This is a genomic window from Mycobacterium sp. GA-0227b, assembly GCF_001499855.1.
Classification (GTDB): domain Bacteria; phylum Actinomycetota; class Actinomycetes; order Mycobacteriales; family Mycobacteriaceae; genus Mycobacterium.
In genome coordinates this window covers 109,087-128,042 of the sequence record NZ_LQIK01000003.1, presented here as the reverse complement: position 1 = coordinate 128,042, position 18,956 = coordinate 109,087, and the positions used below count along the sequence as shown (strand labels likewise).

The following is an 18,956-nucleotide window of genomic DNA, read 5'->3' as shown; positions in this document are numbered from 1 at the left end:
CGACTGTTCTGACACCGAAATCGCTACATGCCGGCGGGCTGGATGTTCGGGTTGGCCGTCGCCGGCGGTTCCAGCGGCGGCAGTACCGTCGCACCGTCGAGACTGTGCACCGGCAACTGTTGCGACCACGGATAGTGCAGGCTGAACGCGACGAGCCCGGTGCGTTCGGCAGCGGGCCGATGACACATCGCCAGCACCGTCTCGGCAAGGTACTCGACCGGTTCTGTCGGGAACGTGTCCGGAATCAGTTGCGACGCACCGGGTGTACGGATAGCGGTCGACGGGCCCACGCAGTTGACCGCGATGTTGGCATCGACCAGCTCGGCGGCAGCCCCCTGGGTGAAGCGGTGCAGCGCGGCCTTGCATGACGCGTAGATGACGTCGCCGGACGTCTTGTTGTATTCGCGGTAGGGCCGCACCGGTGCCACGCCGGTCACCGAACCGATGTTGACGATCCAGCCCGCACCCTGCTTCCGCATGTGCGGAGCGGCGGCCTTGGTGAGCACGAACGGCGTGCGCAGGTAGTGCTCGACGGTGCGGTCAAAGGTTTCCATGCTCATCTGCTCGACGACCGAGTAGTCCGCGTAGCCGGCGTTGTTGACCAGAATGTCGATGCGGCCCAACCGCTCCACCACTTCGGCCACCAACCGCTCACGCTGCTCGGCGTTTTCCAAGTCGGCGGCGATCCCCACCGCCTTGCCGCCACCGCGCTCGATGAGCTCGATGGTCTCGCCGATCGTGCCGGGCAACGCGGCGGATGCGCCGGCGCGCACCGACGCCGACGGCTCGAACGCCCGAGCCGTCACGACAACGGTGGCGCCTTCGGCCGAAAGCCGTTGCGCCACAGCTCGGCCGATTCCGCGGCTACTGCCCGTGACGAGCGCCGTCCTGCCTTCCAGCAATCCGGTCACGACAGCTCGAAGTGTTCTTCGACGGGTGCCCGGTGCTGATGCCACAGATCGACCAGTCGGTATGGCGTCGCGACCACCACACGGCCCGAACCGGACCGGTAGTAGGTGTGCGCATTCGGGGTGTGACACCACACCGTCCGCGACATCGCCTCGTCGATCTGCGCCACGTAGCTCACGTAGGCGTCGCGCTTCACCTCCATGGTCGCCGCGTCGCGCAACGCCATCAGTTGCAGGCACTCGATGATGTAATGCGCCATCACTTCCATCGAGAAGTTGGCACCGGCACCGTGACCAGGGCTGTAGTTCGGAGCCGAGTTGATGAACAGGTTCGGGAAACCGGGCACGGTGCCGCCGCGGTATGCACGCGGACTGTCCCCCCACTCCTCGCGCAGGGTCCGGCCGTCGCGGCCGCGGATGTCGAGGGTCGACAGGAAGTCGAGGTGGTAGCCGGTGGCGTAGATGATGACGTCGAGGTCGATCTGCCGACCATCCTGGGTGACGATGCCGCGCGCGTTGACCACGGCCGGTTCGCTGGCCTCCATGTCGACGTGGTCGCGGGTCAGCGCCGCGTAGTAGCCGCCCGGGTCGCGGATGATCCGCTTACCATACGGCGCGAAGTCGGGAGTGACCTTCTTCGCCAGTTCGCTTCCCTCGCCGAATGTTTCGTTGATATAGGTCAGGCACATCTGCAGCAGCACGTCGTTGGCCGGCGAGATCGACAGATGATCCTTGGCCCATTCGGGGTCCTGCAGGATGACGGGATAGTTGTTGTCGGCCGTCGCCCAATACGACTTCAGTCGGTGCCAGTTCGCGTAATACGGCACGTGACGGCCCAGGAATCGGCGGTACTCGGGCACGTCGTCGGAGGGCCGCTTGCGCGGCGCCACCCAGTGCGGCTGTCGCTGGAAAACCGTGAGATGGTCGACCTCGTCGATGCACGCGTCGACGATCTGCACCGCGGTGCAGCCCGCCCCGATGATCGCGACGCGCTTGCCACTGAGGTCGAGCGTCGGGTCCCACATGGCCGAGTGAATGCTGATGCCCTCGAACGACTCCCGGCCCTCGAGATCCGGCCACCGCGGTCGGTTGAGATAGCCGGCGGCGGTGACGACGACGGTGGCGAAACTGACGTCGCGGTTGCCGTCGCGATCGACCGCGTGAATCTGCCATTGCTTACGGTCCTCGTCCCACCACAACGCCTCGACTTCGGTGCCGAATCGGGTGTGCTGGCGAAGGCCGTACTTGTCGGCGAGCGCGACGAGGTAGTTCTGGTACTCCCCGCCTTGCGGGTAGTAGCTCGTCCAGTCCGGATTCACCTCACGCGACAGCGAGTAATACGCCGACGGCGTGTCGACGCCGATCCCCGGATAGCGGGTGGTCAGCCAGGTGCCGCCGACCTCGTCGTTGCGGTCGAAGATCTGATATCGGACGCCCGCGTCTGCGGCGGCGAGCGCGGTGATGATGCCGGCGATTCCGGCGCCGATGATCGCCACCGTCGTGGTCTCCGGAATCGGCACCGTGCGCGGCAGCGTCGGCTGCGACAGTTGGAAGCCGCCCTGTTCGAGCAGCAACGGAATGAACTCGTCCTCCACGTCGGAGCCGAGTGCCACCGGCAGCAATCGGGCGAACAGTTGCGGGTCCTCTGGGGCCACGGCACCGGCCGGCCGGGGCGCGTCGATCGCCTCGATCACGGCCGTGACGAGCTCCTCCATGGTGCCGGTATCGGTGGTGCCCAGGCGCTCCGGTGGATCCGGCACATGGGTGATATTGGCGCCGTACCGGTCGATGACAGACGGATCACCGGTCAATTGGGCGAGCACCGCGACCAGCACACCAGCGTCCGCCTCACGCAGATGCGTCCTCAGTTCGTCGCGGTCAACCGTCGACTCCGGCCTGGTTTGCGCATCAGCAGTCACGGCTCCGAGTATCGGAGCGCAACGGCCCGACGAGCGCCATCCTGCCTACTGAGCGGGACACCAGCCGCTGAGCCACCGGTGCCAGGCCATACGCTGCGGCCATGCAACTGGACACCGTGGTAGCCCAGGCGCGCAGCCATACGCTCGGCGACATCCCACGGCGGTCGGCCCGCAAGCAGCCGGACAAGGTGGCGATCATCGATGGCGACGTCGTCCTGACGTTCGCCGAGTTCGACAACCTGGTGGATAGAGCAGCGGCGGCTTTGCAGGACAACGGCTTTGCACCCGGTGACCGCCTGGCGCTCTTGGCGCACAACTGCTGGCAGTACGCCGTGTTGGCTTTCGCGACCGCCCGCGCCGCGGTGGTGTTGGTCCCGGTCAACTTCATGCTCACCGCCGACGAGATCTCCTACGTCCTGGGCCACAGCAAGGCCAGCGGATTCATCGTCGAGGCCGGCCTGATCCCGACGGCCGAGCAGGCGATGCGGCAAGGCGGGACGGTGCGCACCACGACTGCGCTGATGCCGGCCGGCCGGCCCGCACCACCCGGTTGGGGCGACTTCGCCCACTGGTTGACCACCACCACCGCGGCCCCGGCCCCGCACATCGACGACGACCAGCTCCTGCGGTTGATGTACACGAGCGGCACCGAATCACGGCCGAAGGGAGTCATGCACAGCAGCCGCACCCTGATGTGGCAGTACATCAGCACGATCGTTGCCGGCTCGATGTCGGGCGACGACGTCGAGATCCACTCGCTGCCGCTCTACCACTGCGCGCAGCTCGACAACTTCCTCGCGACCGACATCTACCTCGGTGCGACCAGCATCATCCTTCCCAAACCCGACCCCGACACGGTGTTGCGCACGATCGCCCGCCACGCAGTGACGAACTACTTCGCGCCTCCCACGGTGTGGATCAGCCTGCTCCGCAGCCCAGTCTTCGACACTGTGGATCTGTCCAGCCTGCGCAAGGGCTACTACGGCGCCTCCGCGATGCCGGTCGAGATCATCAACGAGATCCGGGAACGGCTGCCCAACTTGCGGCTGTGGAACTTCTACGGGCAGACCGAAATGGCGCCGCTGGCGTCCGCGCTTGCACCCGACGAGCAGGAAGCACACGGCGGCGCGGCCGGGCGGCCGGTGGTCAACGTCGAGACAACCATCCTCGACGAAGAGGACCAGCCCGTCGCGACGGGCGTGGTGGGTGAAATCGCCCACCGCAGCCCACATCTGATGTTGGGCTATCTCGACGACCCCCCCAAGACGGCGGAGGCCTTCCGTGGCGGCTGGTTCCACTCCGGTGACCTCGGCTATTACGACGAGCATGGCCTGCTGCACGTCGTGGACCGCAAGAAGGACATGATCAAGACCGGCGGCGAAAACGTCGCCAGCCGCGAAGTCGAAGAAATCCTCTACCGGCACAGCGGAGTACAGGAAGCCGCGGTGTTCGGGTTGCCGCATCCCACGTGGGTCGAGGTCGTGGTGGCCGCGGTGGTCGCGCGCGACGGTTTCACGCTGACCGAGGATGACGTGATCGCGCACTGCCGCAAGCATCTGGCCGGCTTCAAGACGCCCAAGCGGGTCTTCTTCGTCGACTCACTGCCCAAGAACCCGAGCGGCAAGCTGTTGAAACGTCAACTGAGGCAGCGCTTCGGCTCCGAAGCGCTCACCCACTGAAGGGATAACGCCGTCGTGTTCACAGGACGCATCGCGCGGTTCGACGGGCCCGGCGAACCGTTCCAGATCGAGACCGTCGGCCTGACCGGGGCAGAACCCGGTGAGATCCTGATCCGGGTCACTCGCACCAACATCTGCGGATCCGATCTGCACGCCTGGCACGGAACATTCGCGACCGGTGGACTCGGTGGCAAGCTGCCCACCGTGCTGGGGCACGAAATGGTGGGCATGGTCGAGGCCCTCGGCGACGGCGTCAGCACCGACTCCAACGGCGCGCCGCTGGAGGTGGGCACCCGGGTGGTATTTCCGTACTTCTTCTGCTGCCACCGCTGTCGCAACTGCCTGATGGGTCGGCGAAATGCATGCCTGAACCTCACGATGGCGATGCTGGGCCGCGCCGACGAACCTCCGTACTTCGTGGGGGGCTATGGCGACTACTTCCTGCTGCCCAGCGGTGCTGTGATCTATGCCGTTCCCGGCTCCGTGTCTGACGACATCGCCTCTGGCGCCAATTGCGCTCTCTCCCAGGTTATATACGGCCTGGAGCGCGTCGATCAGCAACTCGGGGAAATCGTCGTGGTGCAGGGCGCCGGCGCTCTCGGCCTGTACGCCGTCGCCGTGGCGAAGGCACGTGGGGCGGGGCTGGTCGTCGCGATCGACGGGGTGCCCGAACGTCTGGAGTTGGCGACGGCGTTCGGCGCCGATGCGGTGATCGACATCAACGAGGCGGCCACCGCGAAGGACCGGACGAAGGTCGTACGCGAACTCACGGACGGGCAGGGCGCCGACGTGGTGGTGGAGGTGGTCGGCCACCCGTCGGCCATCGACGAGGGTCTCAAGATGCTCGGCCAGTTCGGCCGCTACGTGGAGATCGGCAACATCAACATCGGCAAGACGTTCGAGTTCGATCCGTCGCGGTTCGTGTTCGCCAACAAGACGATGGTCGGCGTCTCGCTCTACGACCCGCCGGTGCTGTCGCGCGCGCTCACCTTCCTCGAGCAGCACCAGGACTCGCTTCCGCTGAAACGCCTTGCTGCGGCGCAGTATCGGCTTGACGATATCAACGAGGCGTTTGCCGCCGCCGACGGCAAGCGCGATGTCCGCGCCAGCATCGTTCCTTGATCAAGGAAGTCCATGCACCATCACACGCGTGAAACGCTGTTCATCGACGGGCAGTGCAACCTCCCGCACGCGTTGCGGATGGCCAAGCGGCTGCTGCAAGAATCACGGGTGGGTCCGCTGGACTCAACGTTGTCCATGGCGGCGGCCATGCAGCGCAGCCACCGATATGAGTGGAGGAGATGGTGACGTCGCAGGTGTCACTTCCGCGGCTGGTGCCGCCGGCGACTGTCGAACCGGCGACCACGGAGCCGCTGCGCGCCGAGGTTCGCGCCTTTCTGGCCGAGCAGCGCGCCGCGGGCACGTACACCCCCGCCGTCGATGCCTGGTTGACCGGCTGGGACGAGAAGTTCACTGCCGCGCTCGCCGTTAAGGGCTGGCTGGGCATGACGGTGCCCGTCGAATACGGCGGCCACGGGCGCTCATTCGTCGAACGCTTCGTGGTGACCGAGGAACTGCTCGCGGCCGGCGCGCCGGTGGCCGCGCATTGGATCGCCGACCGGCAGATCGTGCCGTCGCTGTTGAAGTACGGCACCGAACACCAGAAGTCGGAGTTCCTGCCGAAGATCGTGCGCGGCGAATGCTACTTCGGCATCGGGATGAGCGAACCCGACTCCGGCTCTGACCTGGCGAGCGTGCGGACGAAAGCGGTTCGCGTCGACGGGGGTTGGGAGCTAACCGGCACCAAGGTGTGGACATCGGGGGCCCATCACGCGCACGCGTTCATCGCGCTGGCGCGTACCGCACCGGTGGATCCGGGCGATCGGCACGCCGGGCTGAGCCAGTTCATCGTCGACCTGCGGGGTCCGGGTGTGGATATCCGGCCGATCGTCTCGATGAACGGCGCACACCACTTCAACGAGGTGGTCCTTGATGCGGCGTTCGTGCCCGACGCAATGGTGTTCGGTGCGATCGGCGACGGCTGGCAGCAGGTGACCTCGGAGCTGGCGTTCGAGCGCAGCGGACCTGAGCGGTTCTTGTCGACGTTCGTTCTGCTCGCATCGTGCGCCGAACACATGGCGTCTCAGCGGATCTCGCCCGACGCCGACCTCGGGCGGCTGGTGGCGCGCATCGCCGGCCTGCACCAGATGTCGACCGCGGTGGCGGGTGCGCTGGAGCGAAATGCCCCGGCGGATGTGCCCGCGGCCGTCGTCAAGGTCCTCGGCACCACCACCGAGGGCGATATCGCCGAATTCGCCGGCCAGTTCGACGATGGCGATATCGATCCGGCGTTTACCGAACTCGTTTCGGCTGCGGCGGATCAGCGTCCGGGTTTCACGCTGCGCGGCGGAACAAACGAAGTGCTGCGCGGTGTCATCGCGCGCGGATTGGGCCTTCGATGACCGAGACACCGTCGGCCGGCGTGGATCCGGCACTGGTCGCGATGATGGACGCCGTCTTCGCGGAACATCGCGGCGATCCGGCGCTGTGGCAACAACTCGACAAACTCGGACTGGTGCGGCTCACGGGTCCCGAGGATGTCGGCGGCAGTGGTGCCGGATGGTACGAAGCCGCCGAACTGCTGAGCGCCGCGGCCCGTCACGGCGTGCGAGTTCCGTTGGCCGAAAACGACTTGCTGGCGTGCTGGCTGTTGGATGCGATCGGCCTGCCCAGTACCGGGACGGTGCGTACGGTTTGCCTATTGGACTCGTATGGGACGGCGCGCGGTGTGCCATGGGCGGCGGGCGCCCAGCGGGTCGTGGTGGTGTGGAACGCCGGTGGCGAACACCGTGCCGCCGACGTTGACATCGAGAGACTGGGCATCACATCGGGATTCAATACGGTCGGCGAGCCACGCGACACTGTCACCGCCGACATCTCGGCCCTCGACGGCGTGTCGGTTCCCGCACCACTAGTCACGCAATTGCGGCTGAAGTCTGCACTAGTGCGCTCAATTCAGGTGTGCGCAGCGCTCGATCGCGTCGTCCAGATGTCCGTCGAGCATGCGACGTCGCGCATCCAGTTCGGTCGCCCGTTGGCCCGCTTTCAGGCGGTGCAGCATCTGATCGCCGATCTCACCGCCGAGGCCGCGCTCGCCCGCGCGGCGACCGAAGCCGCGCTGACCACGGCCGTGACCACCGACTGGTCGGGCGAGAGCCTCGAATTCCGGGTGGCGGCGGCCCGTTCTTGCGCAGGCCATGCCGCGGAAGTCGTGGTGCGCAACGCGCACCAGGTCCACGGCGCCATTGGCACCACACAGGAGCACCGACTGCACGAATTCACCCGGGCTGCCCTAGCCTGGCGCTCGGAGTTCGGCTCAGTACGGTACTGGGACCAGCGGGTGACCGATGCGGCCCTGGCGGCGGGCGCAGCCGGACTGTGGAGCATGGTCACTGGCTAGGGTTACGGCGAATGACGGTCAGCCGCGAGGCGCGTTCGTCACGCGGCGTCGGTTGTTGGTCCCGCTCGACTTTCGTTGTCGTCGTTCGGGGTTCGTCCGTCGACGATTTCGTCGGTTTCGTCGGACGGTCGGTGGAGACGCTCGGGGCGATGGTACTCGTTGACGCGGGCTTGCCCTGTGTCGAGATGTGGGGGTGGAATCCACTCGACGTCGTTGTCTTCGTTGATCCGTGTCTGCCAGCCGCCTGGCCCGACCATGCGGTTGTCGGGCCCACACGCCAAACCGAGTTCGTCGACGTTTGTTTGCCCGTCGTCGGCCCAGTCGCGAGCCGCGTGATGGGCTTGGCAACCGTAGGCAGGCACGGTGCAGCCCGGCTTCGTGCAGCCGCCGTCGCGGGCGATGAGCATAATCCGCTGAGCCGGCGAGGCCACGCGCCGAGCGCGAAACAAGTCCAGCGCCGACCCGGTCGCCTTGTCGAACACCGCCAGGTAATGGTTAGCGTGGGCGGCCATCCGAATCACGTCGCCGATGGGGATGACGGTGCCCCCACCGGTGACGCCGACCCCTGCCCGGCTCTCCAACTCCTGCAGTGTGGTGCGGACGATGATCGAGGCTGGTAACCCGTTGTGCTGCCCCAATTCACCGCTTTCCAGCACGCTGCGCCCGACCGCGACCAGCGCGTCGTGCTGGCGCTGCGCCAGACTGCGGTGGTCGTTATCGATCTGGGCCTGTGATGGCGTACCTGAAACGCAGGGTTGCTCGTCGTCGGGGTTGCACATGCCCGGCGCCGCCCACTTCGCGAAGATCGCCTCGTATATCGCCCAGGCTTCGGGAGTCAGATTGCCTCTGAACGGGATCATCTTGTCTGACCCCTGGGGTCCTTTCCACACGCCACGGCGCCGCGCGCGTTCACGCTCGTCGGGTTCGGGACCATCCTGGTCGAGCAGGAACAGGATGCGCTCGGCGTTGTCTTTCAATTCCTTCGGTCCCACGCCGATCGCGGTGCGCACCAGGTCGACTTCGATCTGTGCGCGGGTGCCGGCGTCGACGCCGGCCGGGATGCGCTCCATCGCCTCGCGCACGACCTTGACATGCTCGCGATTGATCGACCCGTGAGCTTGGGCCAGTGCGGTGCAGGGTAACTCGGGCTCGAGCGGTTCACCCGTCAGTGTGCGACGCGGACCCAACTTGGCGGCTTCGTCGAGCCGGCGGCCGGCCTCACTGGTCGAGATCCGCCACCGGATCGCCAGCACGTCGCGCCAGGATTTTGCGCCCATTTCCGTGGCGGTGGTCTCCCCTTGCAAGCGCGCCAACATGCGATGGCTCTGAGTCGGCAGCTGGCAGGCGAGGGCTTCAAGGTCGTCAAGCGCACCGATCAGGTCGTGCTCGGTGAGCGCCTCGATGGGCAACGCGGCCAGCTCGTCATAGGCGGCGCGAAGCGAGGCAACCGTGGCCTGCACCGCTTCCGCACTCATGACTCGAACGTATGTGCGAATTCTAAGAACTTCGCGACGTATCTCTGAAAGGTTCCATGAGAGTTGGCGACGTTCCACTCACCGGGCACTCCCGGTGTCGACCGGCGGCTCCGACGGTTGACTGCAATGGTGAGCAACGACATCACGCTGTCCGAATTGCAGGAATTCATCGCGGCCTACTGGTACGCCTACGACGAGGCGAACTACGACGACATGGCGGCGGCGAAAGCCGAGAACATCCGATTCGTAACCCGCAGCGATTCGGGCGCAAGCCCCTTCGAAGAGCTTATGTCGCCGGAGCTGCACGGCCGCGACGCCGTCATGGAGTGGCTCACCGACCACCGCAAGCAGAGCCCGTACCCGCTGCGTCACCACGCCACCAACGTGCACCGCACCGGCGTTAAAGAGGACGCCGCTCTCGTCCGTTTTTATATCTTCGTCAACCAGATCGCGAACTTCGTGCCGTTCGCGGTGTCCAGCGGTATCGCCAACGTCGCGGTGCGCCGCGGTGCCGACGGGCTCGAGTTCACCGAAATGGAGATGGTTCTCGACACCACCGACTCGGTGCCACTGGCCGAGCTCGCCACCGAAACCGCAGCATCCGGCAGCTAGTTCGGTGACCGCTCGCGAGACGTTCTCCGGCGGCGTCGCGGTCATCACCGGCGCCGGTAACGGGATCGGGGCCGGTCTGGCCCGCCATGCCGCCGCGCTTGGCATGACGGTGGTGCTTGTCGACGTCGATGGTAAGGCGATCGCCGCACTGCGTGACGAACTGCCCAGCTCCATCGACGCCGTGTACGACGTGCGCGATCCGGATGCGCTGGAAAGACTTGCAGCCCAGGTGTACTCCGAGACCGGTCCGGTGCGGCTGTTGGTCAACAACGCCGGTGTGGAACAGTTCGGCTACCTGTGGGACACGCCCGTGGTCAACTGGGATCGCCTGGTGGCGATCAACGTCAGCGGCGTCTTCTACGGCGTGCGCGCGTTCCTGCCGCACATGCTCGCCGCCGATACGCCGTCGTGGGTGTGGAACGTCTCGTCGATCGGCGGCGTCGCGGCGGTGCCATTGCAGGCGCCGTACATCATGAGCAAGCACGCGGTGCTCGCCCTCACCGAATGCTTGCGCCTGGAGGTGCAATTGGCCGGCCACGCCGACCGGATCCATGTGCAGGCGGTGTTACCCGGCGCGGTGAAGTCGAACATCTTCGAGGCGGCAGGCGGTGTCGACGGCGGCGATGTCGCGGCGGCCGAGTCGCAGCGATCGGCGATGCTCGACATCAAGGCCGACGCGATGGACCCGATCGAGGCGGCGCGGACGGTGTTCGAGCAGGCGGCCGCAGGCGATTTCTATCTGCTGACGCAACCCGAATATGTCGGCAACGCGATGGCTGAGCGCGCCGACATCCTGGCGGACCGCCGCCCGCCGGCGCTGCGCACCAAGCGTCGTTTCGATCCAGCACAGCAATGACGATCTCCAAAGCCGCTGAACCGCTGTTGGATCCGGACGCCGCGGCCCGCGTCGCGGAGTTCGGTGTTGTGCCGCCGATGCGCGAGCGCGGACTGGCCGCGGTCCGCGAGGCCCTGGAGTCCGCTCCCCTGCCTCCCATGCCGGAGATGGCCGAGGTGGAAGACCGGGTGATCGACGGACCGGTCGGGCAGATTGCGTTGCGGATCTACCGACCGACTGTGCAGGCGGCGGCGCCGGCGATGGTCTACTTCCACGGCGGCGGCATGGTGTTGGGATCGAATCATTCGTTCGAACCGCTGGCGCGCACCCTCGCCGAGAAATCCGGCGCCACCGTGGTTTCCGTCGACTACCACCTGGCGCCGGAAGCGCCGCCCCCGGCCCAGTTCGACGACGCATACACCGCGACGTCCTGGGTTGCGGCGAATGCGCACGAACTCGGCATCGACGCAAGCCGATTGGCGGTGGCCGGCGACAGCGCGGGCGGCACCCTGGCCGCGGCCGTCGCCCTGGCCGCCCGAGACCGCGGCGGCCCAGACCTGTTCGCGCAGCTGCTGATGTACCCGGGACTCGACAAGGATCTGACGGTGCCGTCGGTCAGAGCCATGCCCGACGCCCCGATGCTCACCCTCGTCGACATCGAGTACATGTATGAGTTGGCCGACGGCCCCGACCACCCGTACGCGGTGCCCGCCCGTGCGGACGATCTGTCCGGTCTACCGCAAGCCATCGTCGTGACCGCGGCCGCCGACCCCATTCGGGACTGGGGCGAGCGATACGCCGCACGACTGCAGGACGCCGGCGTGCAGACCACACTGACCCGCTATCCCGGGGCGTATCACGGTTTCCTGATGCGGTCGGACGCCACCGCGCGTGGTCGGTTGGCGGTGGCCGAGATCGGCGCGCTGATGAGCGCCAAGTTCGCCAACCCCCTGCCCTTCTGAGCGCGCCTCCGTCCGCGCGAGCCTTCGCGCGAGCAGACGCAAATGTCCCTCAGACCTCGGCGTGTCGGGGGCATTCGCGTCTGCTCGACGGGAGAAATGAGCGTGTCCCGATCACTGGACAGGTGGCCTTTCGAAGGTGCGCGGCCGCACCACAATCGAGCCATGCTTACCGACCAGCAGCGCATGGAGCTTTCCGACGTTCTGCGGCCGGCGTCGCCGCCGCGTGAGATCGACGATATCTACACCGACGATCAGCGCGAGCGCCTGCTCGACGTGGTTCGCACGCAGGGGCCGTGGCGGCTGATCATCGCCCAGCACTTCGCCTCTGCGGAAGAGCTGATGGCCACGATGAGCGGCATGTTCCCGGAGGGCTTCGAACCGTCCCTGGACCTGTTCCTGACGCCGACATTCCGTGGCTACCTGGCCAACTACGGCACCGTGCTGTATCCCGAACTGCACGACTGCTTCTACAACCAGCGCTTCGTGGAGTTGGCGAAGAGCTATTGGAACGCCGAGTACGCCAAGCCGGAGATGATGTTGTTCAACATCAATGGGCCGTGCGCCAACCGGGATCCGGGCCACCTCGACTCCCCCAGCTTCCGCGGTGTGCGTCACGAGAACGCGCCGACATGGCTCACCAGCGTCATGGGCAAGTCCGGTCTGTTCCGCGACTACCTGATCAAGATGGCCCAGGTCATCACCTGGTTCTCACACGACGAGAGCAGCGGCTTCACCTACTGGCCGGACGGTCCGCTCAAGGCGCCGCGGCGTCTCCTGCCGCCGGTGTACAACCGCGGTGTGCTCGTGCAGAACGAGATGATGGTGCACCGCGGCGAGGCCAACGGCCCGCTCGAGCAGCAGACCCCGGCGGGCCTGGCGTTCGACACGGTGTTCACCGGCGACCCGGCCGACAAGGATGCCTGGCTGCTGAAGAACGGCAACGACGTGATCGCCCGCCACCACACCGACGAACTGCGGTTCCTGGTGCACTGGTCGGCCGAAGTGTTCGCCGACTACGACGAGTTGAAGAAGAACATGGACGGCAGCGACGACCTGACGATCGACAAGGCCATCGACATGCTCGTCGACGACGCCGGCAAGAAGGGGATCAAGCTCGACGTGCCCGGCGAGCCGCTGCACGACCCGGAGTTCATCGGGGCGCTGAATGCGGTCTACGACCTTGGCGGGCCGGCCGAGTACCCGAAGGAAGCGCCGATCAGCGCGTTCCAACTCGCCTGACCCAGAAAGGCTTTCAGCGTGGAGCGCTTCAACGACCGGCGGATCATCGTGACCGGCGCCGGATCCGGCATCGGTGCGGCCACCGTCGCCCGACTGCTCGACGAGGGCGGAACGGTCGTCGCCTGCGACGTCTCACCGGACGGCCTGGCGGCGACCGCCACCGCGGCCGACGACGCGGGCACGGGCAAGCGGTTGACGACGACGGTGCTCGACGTCTCGGACGAAGCTGCGGTCGCGGCGGCCGTCGACGCGGCGGTCGCCGAGATGGGCGGGCTCGACGTGTTGGTCAACGCCGCAGCCATCCAACGGTGTGCGCACACCCACGAGCACACGCTCGAGGACTGGAACACGACGCTGGCAATCAACCTCACAGGCACCTTCCTGATGACGCGGCGCGCCTTGCCTGCGTTGCTCGACTCTGGCCGCGGCGTGGTGGTGAACTTCACCTCGACTGCCGCTTCGTTCGCGCATCCCTATATGGCCGCGTATGCCGCCAGCAAGGGTGGCGTCCTCGCGTTCACCCACTCGCTGGCACTCGAATACTCCAAACAGGGTCTACGCGCGGTCAACATCCAACCCGGTGGAGTCGCAACGGCTCTGGCCAATTCGACGCTGGACAAGATGCCTGAAGGTTATGACCTGGCGCTGTGGGCGAAGCAGACGCCGCTGTTGCACGGCCGCGAGAGCGAGGTCCTGGGCGACCCGAGTTCGGTCGCGTCGGTCATCGCCATGGTCGCCTCCGACGACGGCGCCTTCATCACCGGCACCGAGATCCGCGTCGACGGCGGCGCGCACGCCTAGCGCTCAGCGCACCACCACGTCGCTCGGCTCGCGCGGCGCGCCCAGCATCGCCCGGTGCGATGGCGGTTGCCGGCCACCGTCATCCGTGACGCCATACCGCTGCGCCAGTTCGGCACCGATCAAGGTGTGGCCGCTCAGTTGGTCCAGTTCCGGGTCGCGGTACAGCGCGTCGATCACCCGGCCGGTGAACTCGGGGGTTTCCGCGTGTTCGGCCATGGTGGCCAACGCTTCCGGCTTGCCGTCGAACGCCGCGCGCATCTTCTCGGTGAGCAGGATGCCCATCCAGATCGACACCGTATTCACCGCCGTATCCCGGAAGTCGATCGCCATATCAGCGGCCATCTTGTCGATGCCGGCCTTCTGCGCACCATAGGCCGGCCCGTGCATGTAACAGACCGAACCCGGCGAGGACGTGAACGCGATCAACCCGCGCGGCCGGCGCACCATCAACGGAGCGGCGTAGTACGACGCGGCGTAGGCCGAACGTAATCCGACGTCGAGGATATCGCCGAGTTCAAGCTCCTTCTCCCAGAACGGCTTCGGATCAGTAAGCGCGTCGTGGACCGCCGCGGCGTTGTTGACGAGCAGGTCCAGGCCACCGCACTCGTCGGCTACCCGGCTGAACAGCGCGGCAACAGCGACATCGTCGCGATGGTCGACCCGGACCGCGATCGCACCGTCGCCGGCATCGGTCACCGTCCGTCCCGTCGCGTACACCCGCCAGCCGCACGCCAGCAGTGCCCGGGCGATGCCCCGGCCGGCGCCGCGGCTCGCACCTGTCACGACGGCGACCGGCGCGTCGAGGTTTTCGGTCACCACACGAGATTACGGTGCGGCGTACACCGTAGGGCTAGAACGTGACCACCACCTTGTCGGTCGCCCCGGGGGTGGAGGCGGCCTCTAACGCCGCGTCGATGTCCTCGAACGAGAATGTGTGACTGACGATCGTCTGGTACTTGCTGCCCGACGAACTCGACGACGCAGCGGAATGCCCGCTGGCGACGATCTCGGCTCCCCTCCTCGACTCGACCGGCGCGATCGTCATGTCGGTGTCGGCTCAGCCGTATCGGCGGCTCAGCCCGGAAGCGGTTCGTGACATCGGGGCGCAGGTCCTTGCCTTCGCAGAGGACGTCCGGCCGCTGGTTGCGCAGTACGTCGCCGGCGGAGGCTAGTCGACGACCTCATCGAGGATCGGGACTGAACCGCGCCTCGCCGCATCCTCGATCGATTCGCGAAGCGCCGCGCAGACGAGGACCAGGCCCCGGCCGTGATTCTTGAGCGCCTCGGCCTCGCGCAATTCTTGGCAGCTGGCCATCGCATCCGCGTCCCACTGGATGCTGGTCTGCTCCCAGCTGCTCTTGCGAACCAGTACGCGGGCACCACAAGTGCCGCAATCGACAGGAACCAGCGGTGAATCCTGCAGACGGTTGTCGACGCGAACAGCCATGAGAGCCTTACCCGCTGGCCGCCTGTGCGATGTTCGCCTCAACCTCCTGCTGCCAGGCTTCGCGGGGCCGCGTGACGTCGATCTCGTATTCGAAGCGGTCGACCATGTCCGGTGCTACGTCGGCGACGTCCACGTAGAACTGCTCGTACCACCGGCGCAGCTGATACACCGGCCCGTCCTCCTCGCACAGCAGCGGATTGTCGATGCGGGCCTTGTTCTTCCAGATCTGCACGTCCTGCTCGAAGCCGACCTTGACCCAGTCGCCGAGCGCGATCGCAGCCTGCATCGCCGCTTCCTCGGGAAGGTTTGCCGACTTCTTGACGATGATGCCGTACTGCAGCACAAAGGAATTGGCGTCGATCGGGTAATGGCAGTTGATCAGAATCGTGTTCTGATCGTCGTTCTCGAAATGGTAGGTCAGGTCGTCGATCATGAACGAAGGGCCGTAGTAGGACGCCACCGAGGTCGTGCCGAGCAGTCGCGGCTGACCCTCTGGATCAGGAATGTCCCCACGGGAACCGCTGTTCATGTACTGCGTCGCGAGATGCCCTTCGAAGATGTTCTTGAAGTGTGTCGGCATCGAGCCGTGGATGTAGAAGAAATGGGCCATGTCGACGACGTTGTCGATGATCTCGCGACAGTTCGTGTTGACCACGGTCGTGTACCAGTGCCAGTCGGTCCACTCATTGCTCGTGGCGCCCTCGATCCGCGGAACGGTCACGTCATCGGGCGGCGGATTGCCCTCGGGATCGTTCCACACGAACAACATCCCGTCCTGCTCGAGCGTGGTCCACGTCGCGGTGCGCGCCAGGCGCGGTGTGCGCTTGCTGTAGGGAACCCGCTTGCACCGGCCGTCACCGCCCCACCGCCAGTCATGGAAGGGACACGCGATCTCGTCGCCCTTCACCGTGCCCTGGCTGAGGTCGCCGCCCATGTGCCGGCAGTAGGCGTCGAGAACGTTGATCTTCCCGTCGCCGCTGCGAAACACCACCAACTTCTGACCGAACGCGCTCACCGAATGCGGTTGGCCGTCACCGAAATCACGGATGAGCCCCAGGCAATGCCAACCCCGGGCGAACCGGGTCGGCGCCGACCCAGCTTCGATCTGTCGGACCTCGACATCGGACTCTAACGTCATTGGACCTTTGTACTCCCGCACGCAACGGCGCAACACCGATCGTTCCGCTCATCAGGACGCCTGGTGCCAACGGACGCCGAGACGGCCTAGCGTCAGGCCGTGACCACTGCGCCGCACCCCGCCATTCCCTCGAGCGTGCCCCTCGAGGACTGCACCGTGGACCTTCTGGTCGTGGGATCCGGCACCGGGATGGCGGCCGCGTTGGCGGCCCGCGAGCAGGGCCTGAGCGTCTTGATCGTCGAGAAATCCGATTACGTCGGCGGTTCGACGGCGCGCTCCGGCGGAGCGCTGTGGTTCCCCGCCAGCCGGGTGCTCGCGGAGAGCGGTGGCGGCGACACCACGCAGCGGGCACAAACGTATCTCGACGCGGTGGTCGATGGCACCGCAGCGGCACAGCGATCCACGGCGTTTGTCGCACACGTCGACGCGACCGTCGAGCTACTGCGGCGGACCACGCCGATGAGGCTGTTCTGGGCGAGGGACTACTCGGACTATCACCCGGAGGCGCCCGGCGGTTCCGCGGCGGGCCGGACATGCGAGTGCCGCCCGCTGGACACCGCCGTGCTCGGTGCGTACCGCTCGCGACTGCGTCCCGGTGTCATGGAGGCGAAGATCCCGATGCCGACGACGGGCGCCGACTATCGCTGGCTCAACCTGATGTCGCGGGTTCCCCGAAAAGGTTTGCCTTTGGTGGTGAAACGGCTCGGCCAAGGCGTCGGCGGCCTGCTGTTGGGCCGTCGGTACGCCGCAGGTGGTCAAGCGCTGGCCGCCGGACTGTTCGCCGGTGTGCTCAAGGCCGGCATCCCCGTTTGGACCGCGACGTCGTTGCAGCGGCTCACCACCGATGACGACGGCCGCGTGACCGGCGCGGTCCTCGACCATCGAGGCCGCTCGATCACCGCCGTCGCCCGCCGCGGCGTCGTGCTCGCGGCCGGCGGCTTCGACCACAGCATGGACATGCGCTGGAAGTTCCAATCGGAATCGCTCGGCGAACATGCAAGCCTCGGCGCGGAGACCAACACCGGCGATGCGATCCGCGTCGCCCAAGAGGTCGGCGCCGCAATCGATCTCATGGACCAGTCGTGGTGGTTCCCGGCCGTCGCCGCGCTCCCCGGCGGTGCCCCCAAGGTGATGCTGGCCGAACGCTCACTGCCTGGATCACTGATCGTCGACCAGACGGGTAACCGGTTCGTCAACGAAGCGACCGATTACATGTCGTTCGGCCAGCAGGTGCTGGAACGTGAACGCGCGGGCAATCCGGTCGAATCGATGTGGATCGTGTTCGACCAGAAGTACCGCAACAGTTACGTCTTCGCCGCCGATCTGTACCCACGGATGGCCATTCCGGCGGCGTGGTACGACGCCGGCATCGCGCACCGCGCCCATGACCTCGCCGACCTCGGCCGCAAGATCGGCGTACCGGAATCGCCGTTCGTCGCGACTATGCACCGGTTCAACGAGATGGCCCGTGCCGGACAGGATTCGGACTTCGGACGCGGCCGCAGCGCCTATGACCGCTACTACGGAGATCTGACCGTCACGCCGAATCCGAATCTGCGGGCGCTCGAGCGCGGCCCGTTCTACGCGGTGAAGATGGTGCTCAGCGACCTGGGCACCTGTGGCGGCCTGCGCGCCGACGAGCGGGCACGGGTGCTACGCGAGGACGGCACCGCCATCGACGGCCTGTACGCGATCGGTAACACCGCCGCCAACGCATTCGGGGCCACCTATCCCGGTGCCGGCGCGACGATCGCGCAGGGCATGGTGTACGGCTACATCGCGGCGCACGACGCGGCTGGCGGATAGTCAGTCGTCGGCTTCGGCCTTCTTCTCGATCTCGTACCAGTACTCGGGCGCCGGCCACGGAACTTTCGTACGGCCGCCCTCCCCCGCTTTGGGGAACGAAGCCTGAGCCTCATCAAGCTCTTTGATCATCTTCAACGCCAGCTCGCGCTCGTTGGCGTAGTACCGCTCGGCCCACTGCAGCGCCACGCGGGCGTATGCCCAGGCCGGATCCGCGCCCGCCCACCGAGCGTCCTTGGCGGCGTTGCGATGCATCTCGTCGGCATACGCCACGTGTTCCTGCAGCACCTCTTTGAGCCGGTCGGGTGTCGTCAGATGTCCCAACGTCACCCGCAGCAGCGGCCCATGCTTGAGATTGGGCGGATCGACCGGGGCTTCGTTCGCCCACCGCGTGACCGCATCGAGGCCCGCCTCGGTGATCTTGTACAACCGGCGATTGCGCGCGCCCGTGTCGTCCGAGCGCGATGTCACCAGGCCGAGTTTCTCCAACTTCTTGAGCTCGGTGTAGATCTGGCTGTACGCCGGGCTTCCGTAGTAGAAGCGCATGCTCCATTCGATCCACTTACGGATGTCGTAGCCCGAGAGTTCGTACTCGTACGACAGCATGCCCAGCAGCGCAAAACTGGTCGCCGCCAGGTTCGGCTTCGCGCCAGACGCGTCGTCGGTCATTTGTCCAGA

The 18,956-nt window shown here is 66.4% G+C and carries 18 protein-coding genes and 2 pseudogenes; 12 read left to right on the top strand and 8 right to left on the bottom strand.

The genetic code is table 11. From position 1 onward, the window contains the following. Positions 1 to 23: 23 nt before the first annotated feature. Positions 24 to 911 (bottom strand): SDR family NAD(P)-dependent oxidoreductase, encoded by an 888-nt coding sequence (locus AU185_RS04415; RefSeq protein ID WP_059102225.1) that lies wholly within the window; start codon positions 909 to 911, stop codon positions 24 to 26. Continuing rightward, positions 908 to 2,827 (bottom strand): flavin-containing monooxygenase, encoded by a 1,920-nt coding sequence (locus tag AU185_RS04410; protein ID WP_059102224.1) that lies wholly within the window; start codon positions 2,825 to 2,827, stop codon positions 908 to 910. The genes AU185_RS04415 and AU185_RS04410 overlap by 4 nt, the downstream gene beginning before the upstream one ends. Positions 2,828 to 2,928: 101 nt before the next feature. Between AU185_RS04410 and AU185_RS04405 the strand changes: the two genes are divergently transcribed. The 5 genes and pseudogenes from AU185_RS04405 to AU185_RS04390 all read left to right on the top strand — a co-directional run bounded on the left by AU185_RS04405 (position 2,929) and on the right by AU185_RS04390 (position 7,966). Further along, a complete protein-coding gene (locus AU185_RS04405) occupies positions 2,929 to 4,506 on the top strand; it encodes an acyl-CoA synthetase (RefSeq protein WP_059102223.1) in 1,578 nt (525 codons plus the stop codon). Between the two features lie 15 nt (positions 4,507 to 4,521). Beyond that, a complete protein-coding gene (locus AU185_RS04400; RefSeq protein ID WP_059102222.1) occupies positions 4,522 to 5,628 on the top strand; it encodes a zinc-binding dehydrogenase in 1,107 nt (368 codons plus the stop codon). A gap of 57 nt (positions 5,629 to 5,685) precedes the next feature. After that, positions 5,686 to 5,814 (top strand): annotated as a pseudogene (locus AU185_RS25010) (enoyl-CoA hydratase); the annotation flags it as partial. A gap of 8 nt (positions 5,815 to 5,822) precedes the next feature. Next, positions 5,823 to 6,968, top strand: coding sequence for an acyl-CoA dehydrogenase family protein (locus AU185_RS04395; RefSeq protein WP_156425402.1), 1,146 nt, complete (start codon positions 5,823 to 5,825; stop codon positions 6,966 to 6,968). Then, entirely contained in the window at positions 6,965 to 7,966 is a 1,002-nt protein-coding gene (locus AU185_RS04390) for an acyl-CoA dehydrogenase family protein (protein WP_059102221.1), read from the top strand. The genes AU185_RS04395 and AU185_RS04390 overlap by 4 nt, the downstream gene beginning before the upstream one ends. Positions 7,967 to 8,004: 38 nt before the next feature. Here the strand turns inward: AU185_RS04390 and AU185_RS04385 are convergent, their stop codons facing one another. Next, entirely contained in the window at positions 8,005 to 9,441 is a 1,437-nt protein-coding gene (locus AU185_RS04385; protein ID WP_059102220.1) for an HNH endonuclease signature motif containing protein, read from the bottom strand. A 129-nt stretch (positions 9,442 to 9,570) separates the two neighbouring features. Here AU185_RS04385 and AU185_RS04380 point away from each other — a divergent pair, with 129 nt between their 5' ends. From AU185_RS04380 to AU185_RS04360, 5 genes are all read left to right on the top strand, one after another. Continuing rightward, positions 9,571 to 10,053, top strand: a complete 483-nt coding sequence (locus AU185_RS04380) for a nuclear transport factor 2 family protein (protein WP_059102325.1) — start codon at positions 9,571 to 9,573, stop codon at positions 10,051 to 10,053. A gap of 4 nt (positions 10,054 to 10,057) precedes the next feature. Beyond that, on the top strand, positions 10,058 to 10,909 hold the full coding sequence (locus AU185_RS04375; protein ID WP_059102219.1) for an SDR family oxidoreductase: 852 nt from the start codon (positions 10,058 to 10,060) through the stop codon (positions 10,907 to 10,909). After that, positions 10,906 to 11,850, top strand: a complete 945-nt coding sequence (locus tag AU185_RS04370) for an alpha/beta hydrolase (RefSeq protein WP_059102218.1) — start codon at positions 10,906 to 10,908, stop codon at positions 11,848 to 11,850. Before AU185_RS04375 ends, AU185_RS04370 begins: the two co-directional genes overlap by 4 nt. Positions 11,851 to 12,012: 162 nt before the next feature. After that, entirely contained in the window at positions 12,013 to 13,089 is a 1,077-nt protein-coding gene (locus tag AU185_RS04365; RefSeq protein WP_059102217.1) for a hypothetical protein, read from the top strand. Between the two features lie 18 nt (positions 13,090 to 13,107). Beyond that, a complete protein-coding gene (locus AU185_RS04360; protein ID WP_059102216.1) occupies positions 13,108 to 13,890 on the top strand; it encodes an SDR family NAD(P)-dependent oxidoreductase in 783 nt (260 codons plus the stop codon). A 3-nt stretch (positions 13,891 to 13,893) separates the two neighbouring features. Here the strand turns inward: AU185_RS04360 and AU185_RS04355 are convergent, their stop codons facing one another. After that, positions 13,894 to 14,706, bottom strand: coding sequence for an SDR family NAD(P)-dependent oxidoreductase (locus tag AU185_RS04355; protein ID WP_059102324.1), 813 nt, complete (start codon positions 14,704 to 14,706; stop codon positions 13,894 to 13,896). A 34-nt stretch (positions 14,707 to 14,740) separates the two neighbouring features. Continuing rightward, positions 14,741 to 14,848 (bottom strand): annotated as a pseudogene (locus AU185_RS25515) (theronine dehydrogenase); the annotation flags it as partial. 91 nt (positions 14,849 to 14,939) lie between these two features. On the opposite strand from AU185_RS25515, the gene AU185_RS25510 reads away from it, so the two are divergent. Then, entirely contained in the window at positions 14,940 to 15,062 is a 123-nt protein-coding gene (locus AU185_RS25510; RefSeq protein WP_286132071.1) for a hypothetical protein, read from the top strand. Here the strand turns inward: AU185_RS25510 and AU185_RS04345 are convergent. After that, positions 15,059 to 15,337 (bottom strand): hypothetical protein, encoded by a 279-nt coding sequence (locus tag AU185_RS04345; protein ID WP_059102214.1) that lies wholly within the window; start codon positions 15,335 to 15,337, stop codon positions 15,059 to 15,061. The genes AU185_RS25510 and AU185_RS04345 overlap by 4 nt on opposite strands. A 7-nt stretch (positions 15,338 to 15,344) precedes the next feature. Further along, positions 15,345 to 16,475, bottom strand: a complete 1,131-nt coding sequence (locus tag AU185_RS04340) for a 3-ketosteroid-9-alpha-monooxygenase, oxygenase component (RefSeq protein WP_059102213.1) — start codon at positions 16,473 to 16,475, stop codon at positions 15,345 to 15,347. Positions 16,476 to 16,574: 99 nt separating this feature from the next. Between AU185_RS04340 and AU185_RS04335 the strand changes: the two genes are divergently transcribed. Next, a complete protein-coding gene (locus AU185_RS04335; RefSeq protein WP_059102212.1) occupies positions 16,575 to 18,281 on the top strand; it encodes a 3-ketosteroid-delta-1-dehydrogenase in 1,707 nt (568 codons plus the stop codon). Here AU185_RS04335 and AU185_RS04330 read toward each other — a convergent pair whose 3' ends face one another. Further along, positions 18,282 to 18,947 carry a PadR family transcriptional regulator gene (locus AU185_RS04330; RefSeq protein WP_059102211.1) on the bottom strand — a complete coding sequence of 222 codons (666 nt, stop codon included), beginning with the start codon at positions 18,945 to 18,947 and terminating at the stop codon, positions 18,282 to 18,284. Positions 18,948 to 18,956: the final 9 nt, after the last annotated feature.

Coding starts and splice junctions, on each gene's coding strand:
- AU185_RS04405 (WP_059102223.1), top strand. CDS start 2,929: ATGCAACTGGACACCGTGGTAGCCCAGGCGCGCAGCCATACGCTCGGC.
- AU185_RS04365 (WP_059102217.1), top strand. CDS start 12,013: ATGCTTACCGACCAGCAGCGCATGGAGCTTTCCGACGTTCTGCGGCCG.
- AU185_RS04330 (WP_059102211.1), bottom strand. CDS start 18,947: ATGACCGACGACGCGTCTGGCGCGAAGCCGAACCTGGCGGCGACCAGT.
- AU185_RS04370 (WP_059102218.1), top strand. CDS start 10,906: ATGACGATCTCCAAAGCCGCTGAACCGCTGTTGGATCCGGACGCCGCG.
- AU185_RS04340 (WP_059102213.1), bottom strand. CDS start 16,475: ATGACGTTAGAGTCCGATGTCGAGGTCCGACAGATCGAAGCTGGGTCG.
- AU185_RS04385 (WP_059102220.1), bottom strand. CDS start 9,441: ATGAGTGCGGAAGCGGTGCAGGCCACGGTTGCCTCGCTTCGCGCCGCC.
- AU185_RS04345 (WP_059102214.1), bottom strand. CDS start 15,337: ATGGCTGTTCGCGTCGACAACCGTCTGCAGGATTCACCGCTGGTTCCT.
- AU185_RS04390 (WP_059102221.1), top strand. CDS start 6,965: ATGACCGAGACACCGTCGGCCGGCGTGGATCCGGCACTGGTCGCGATG.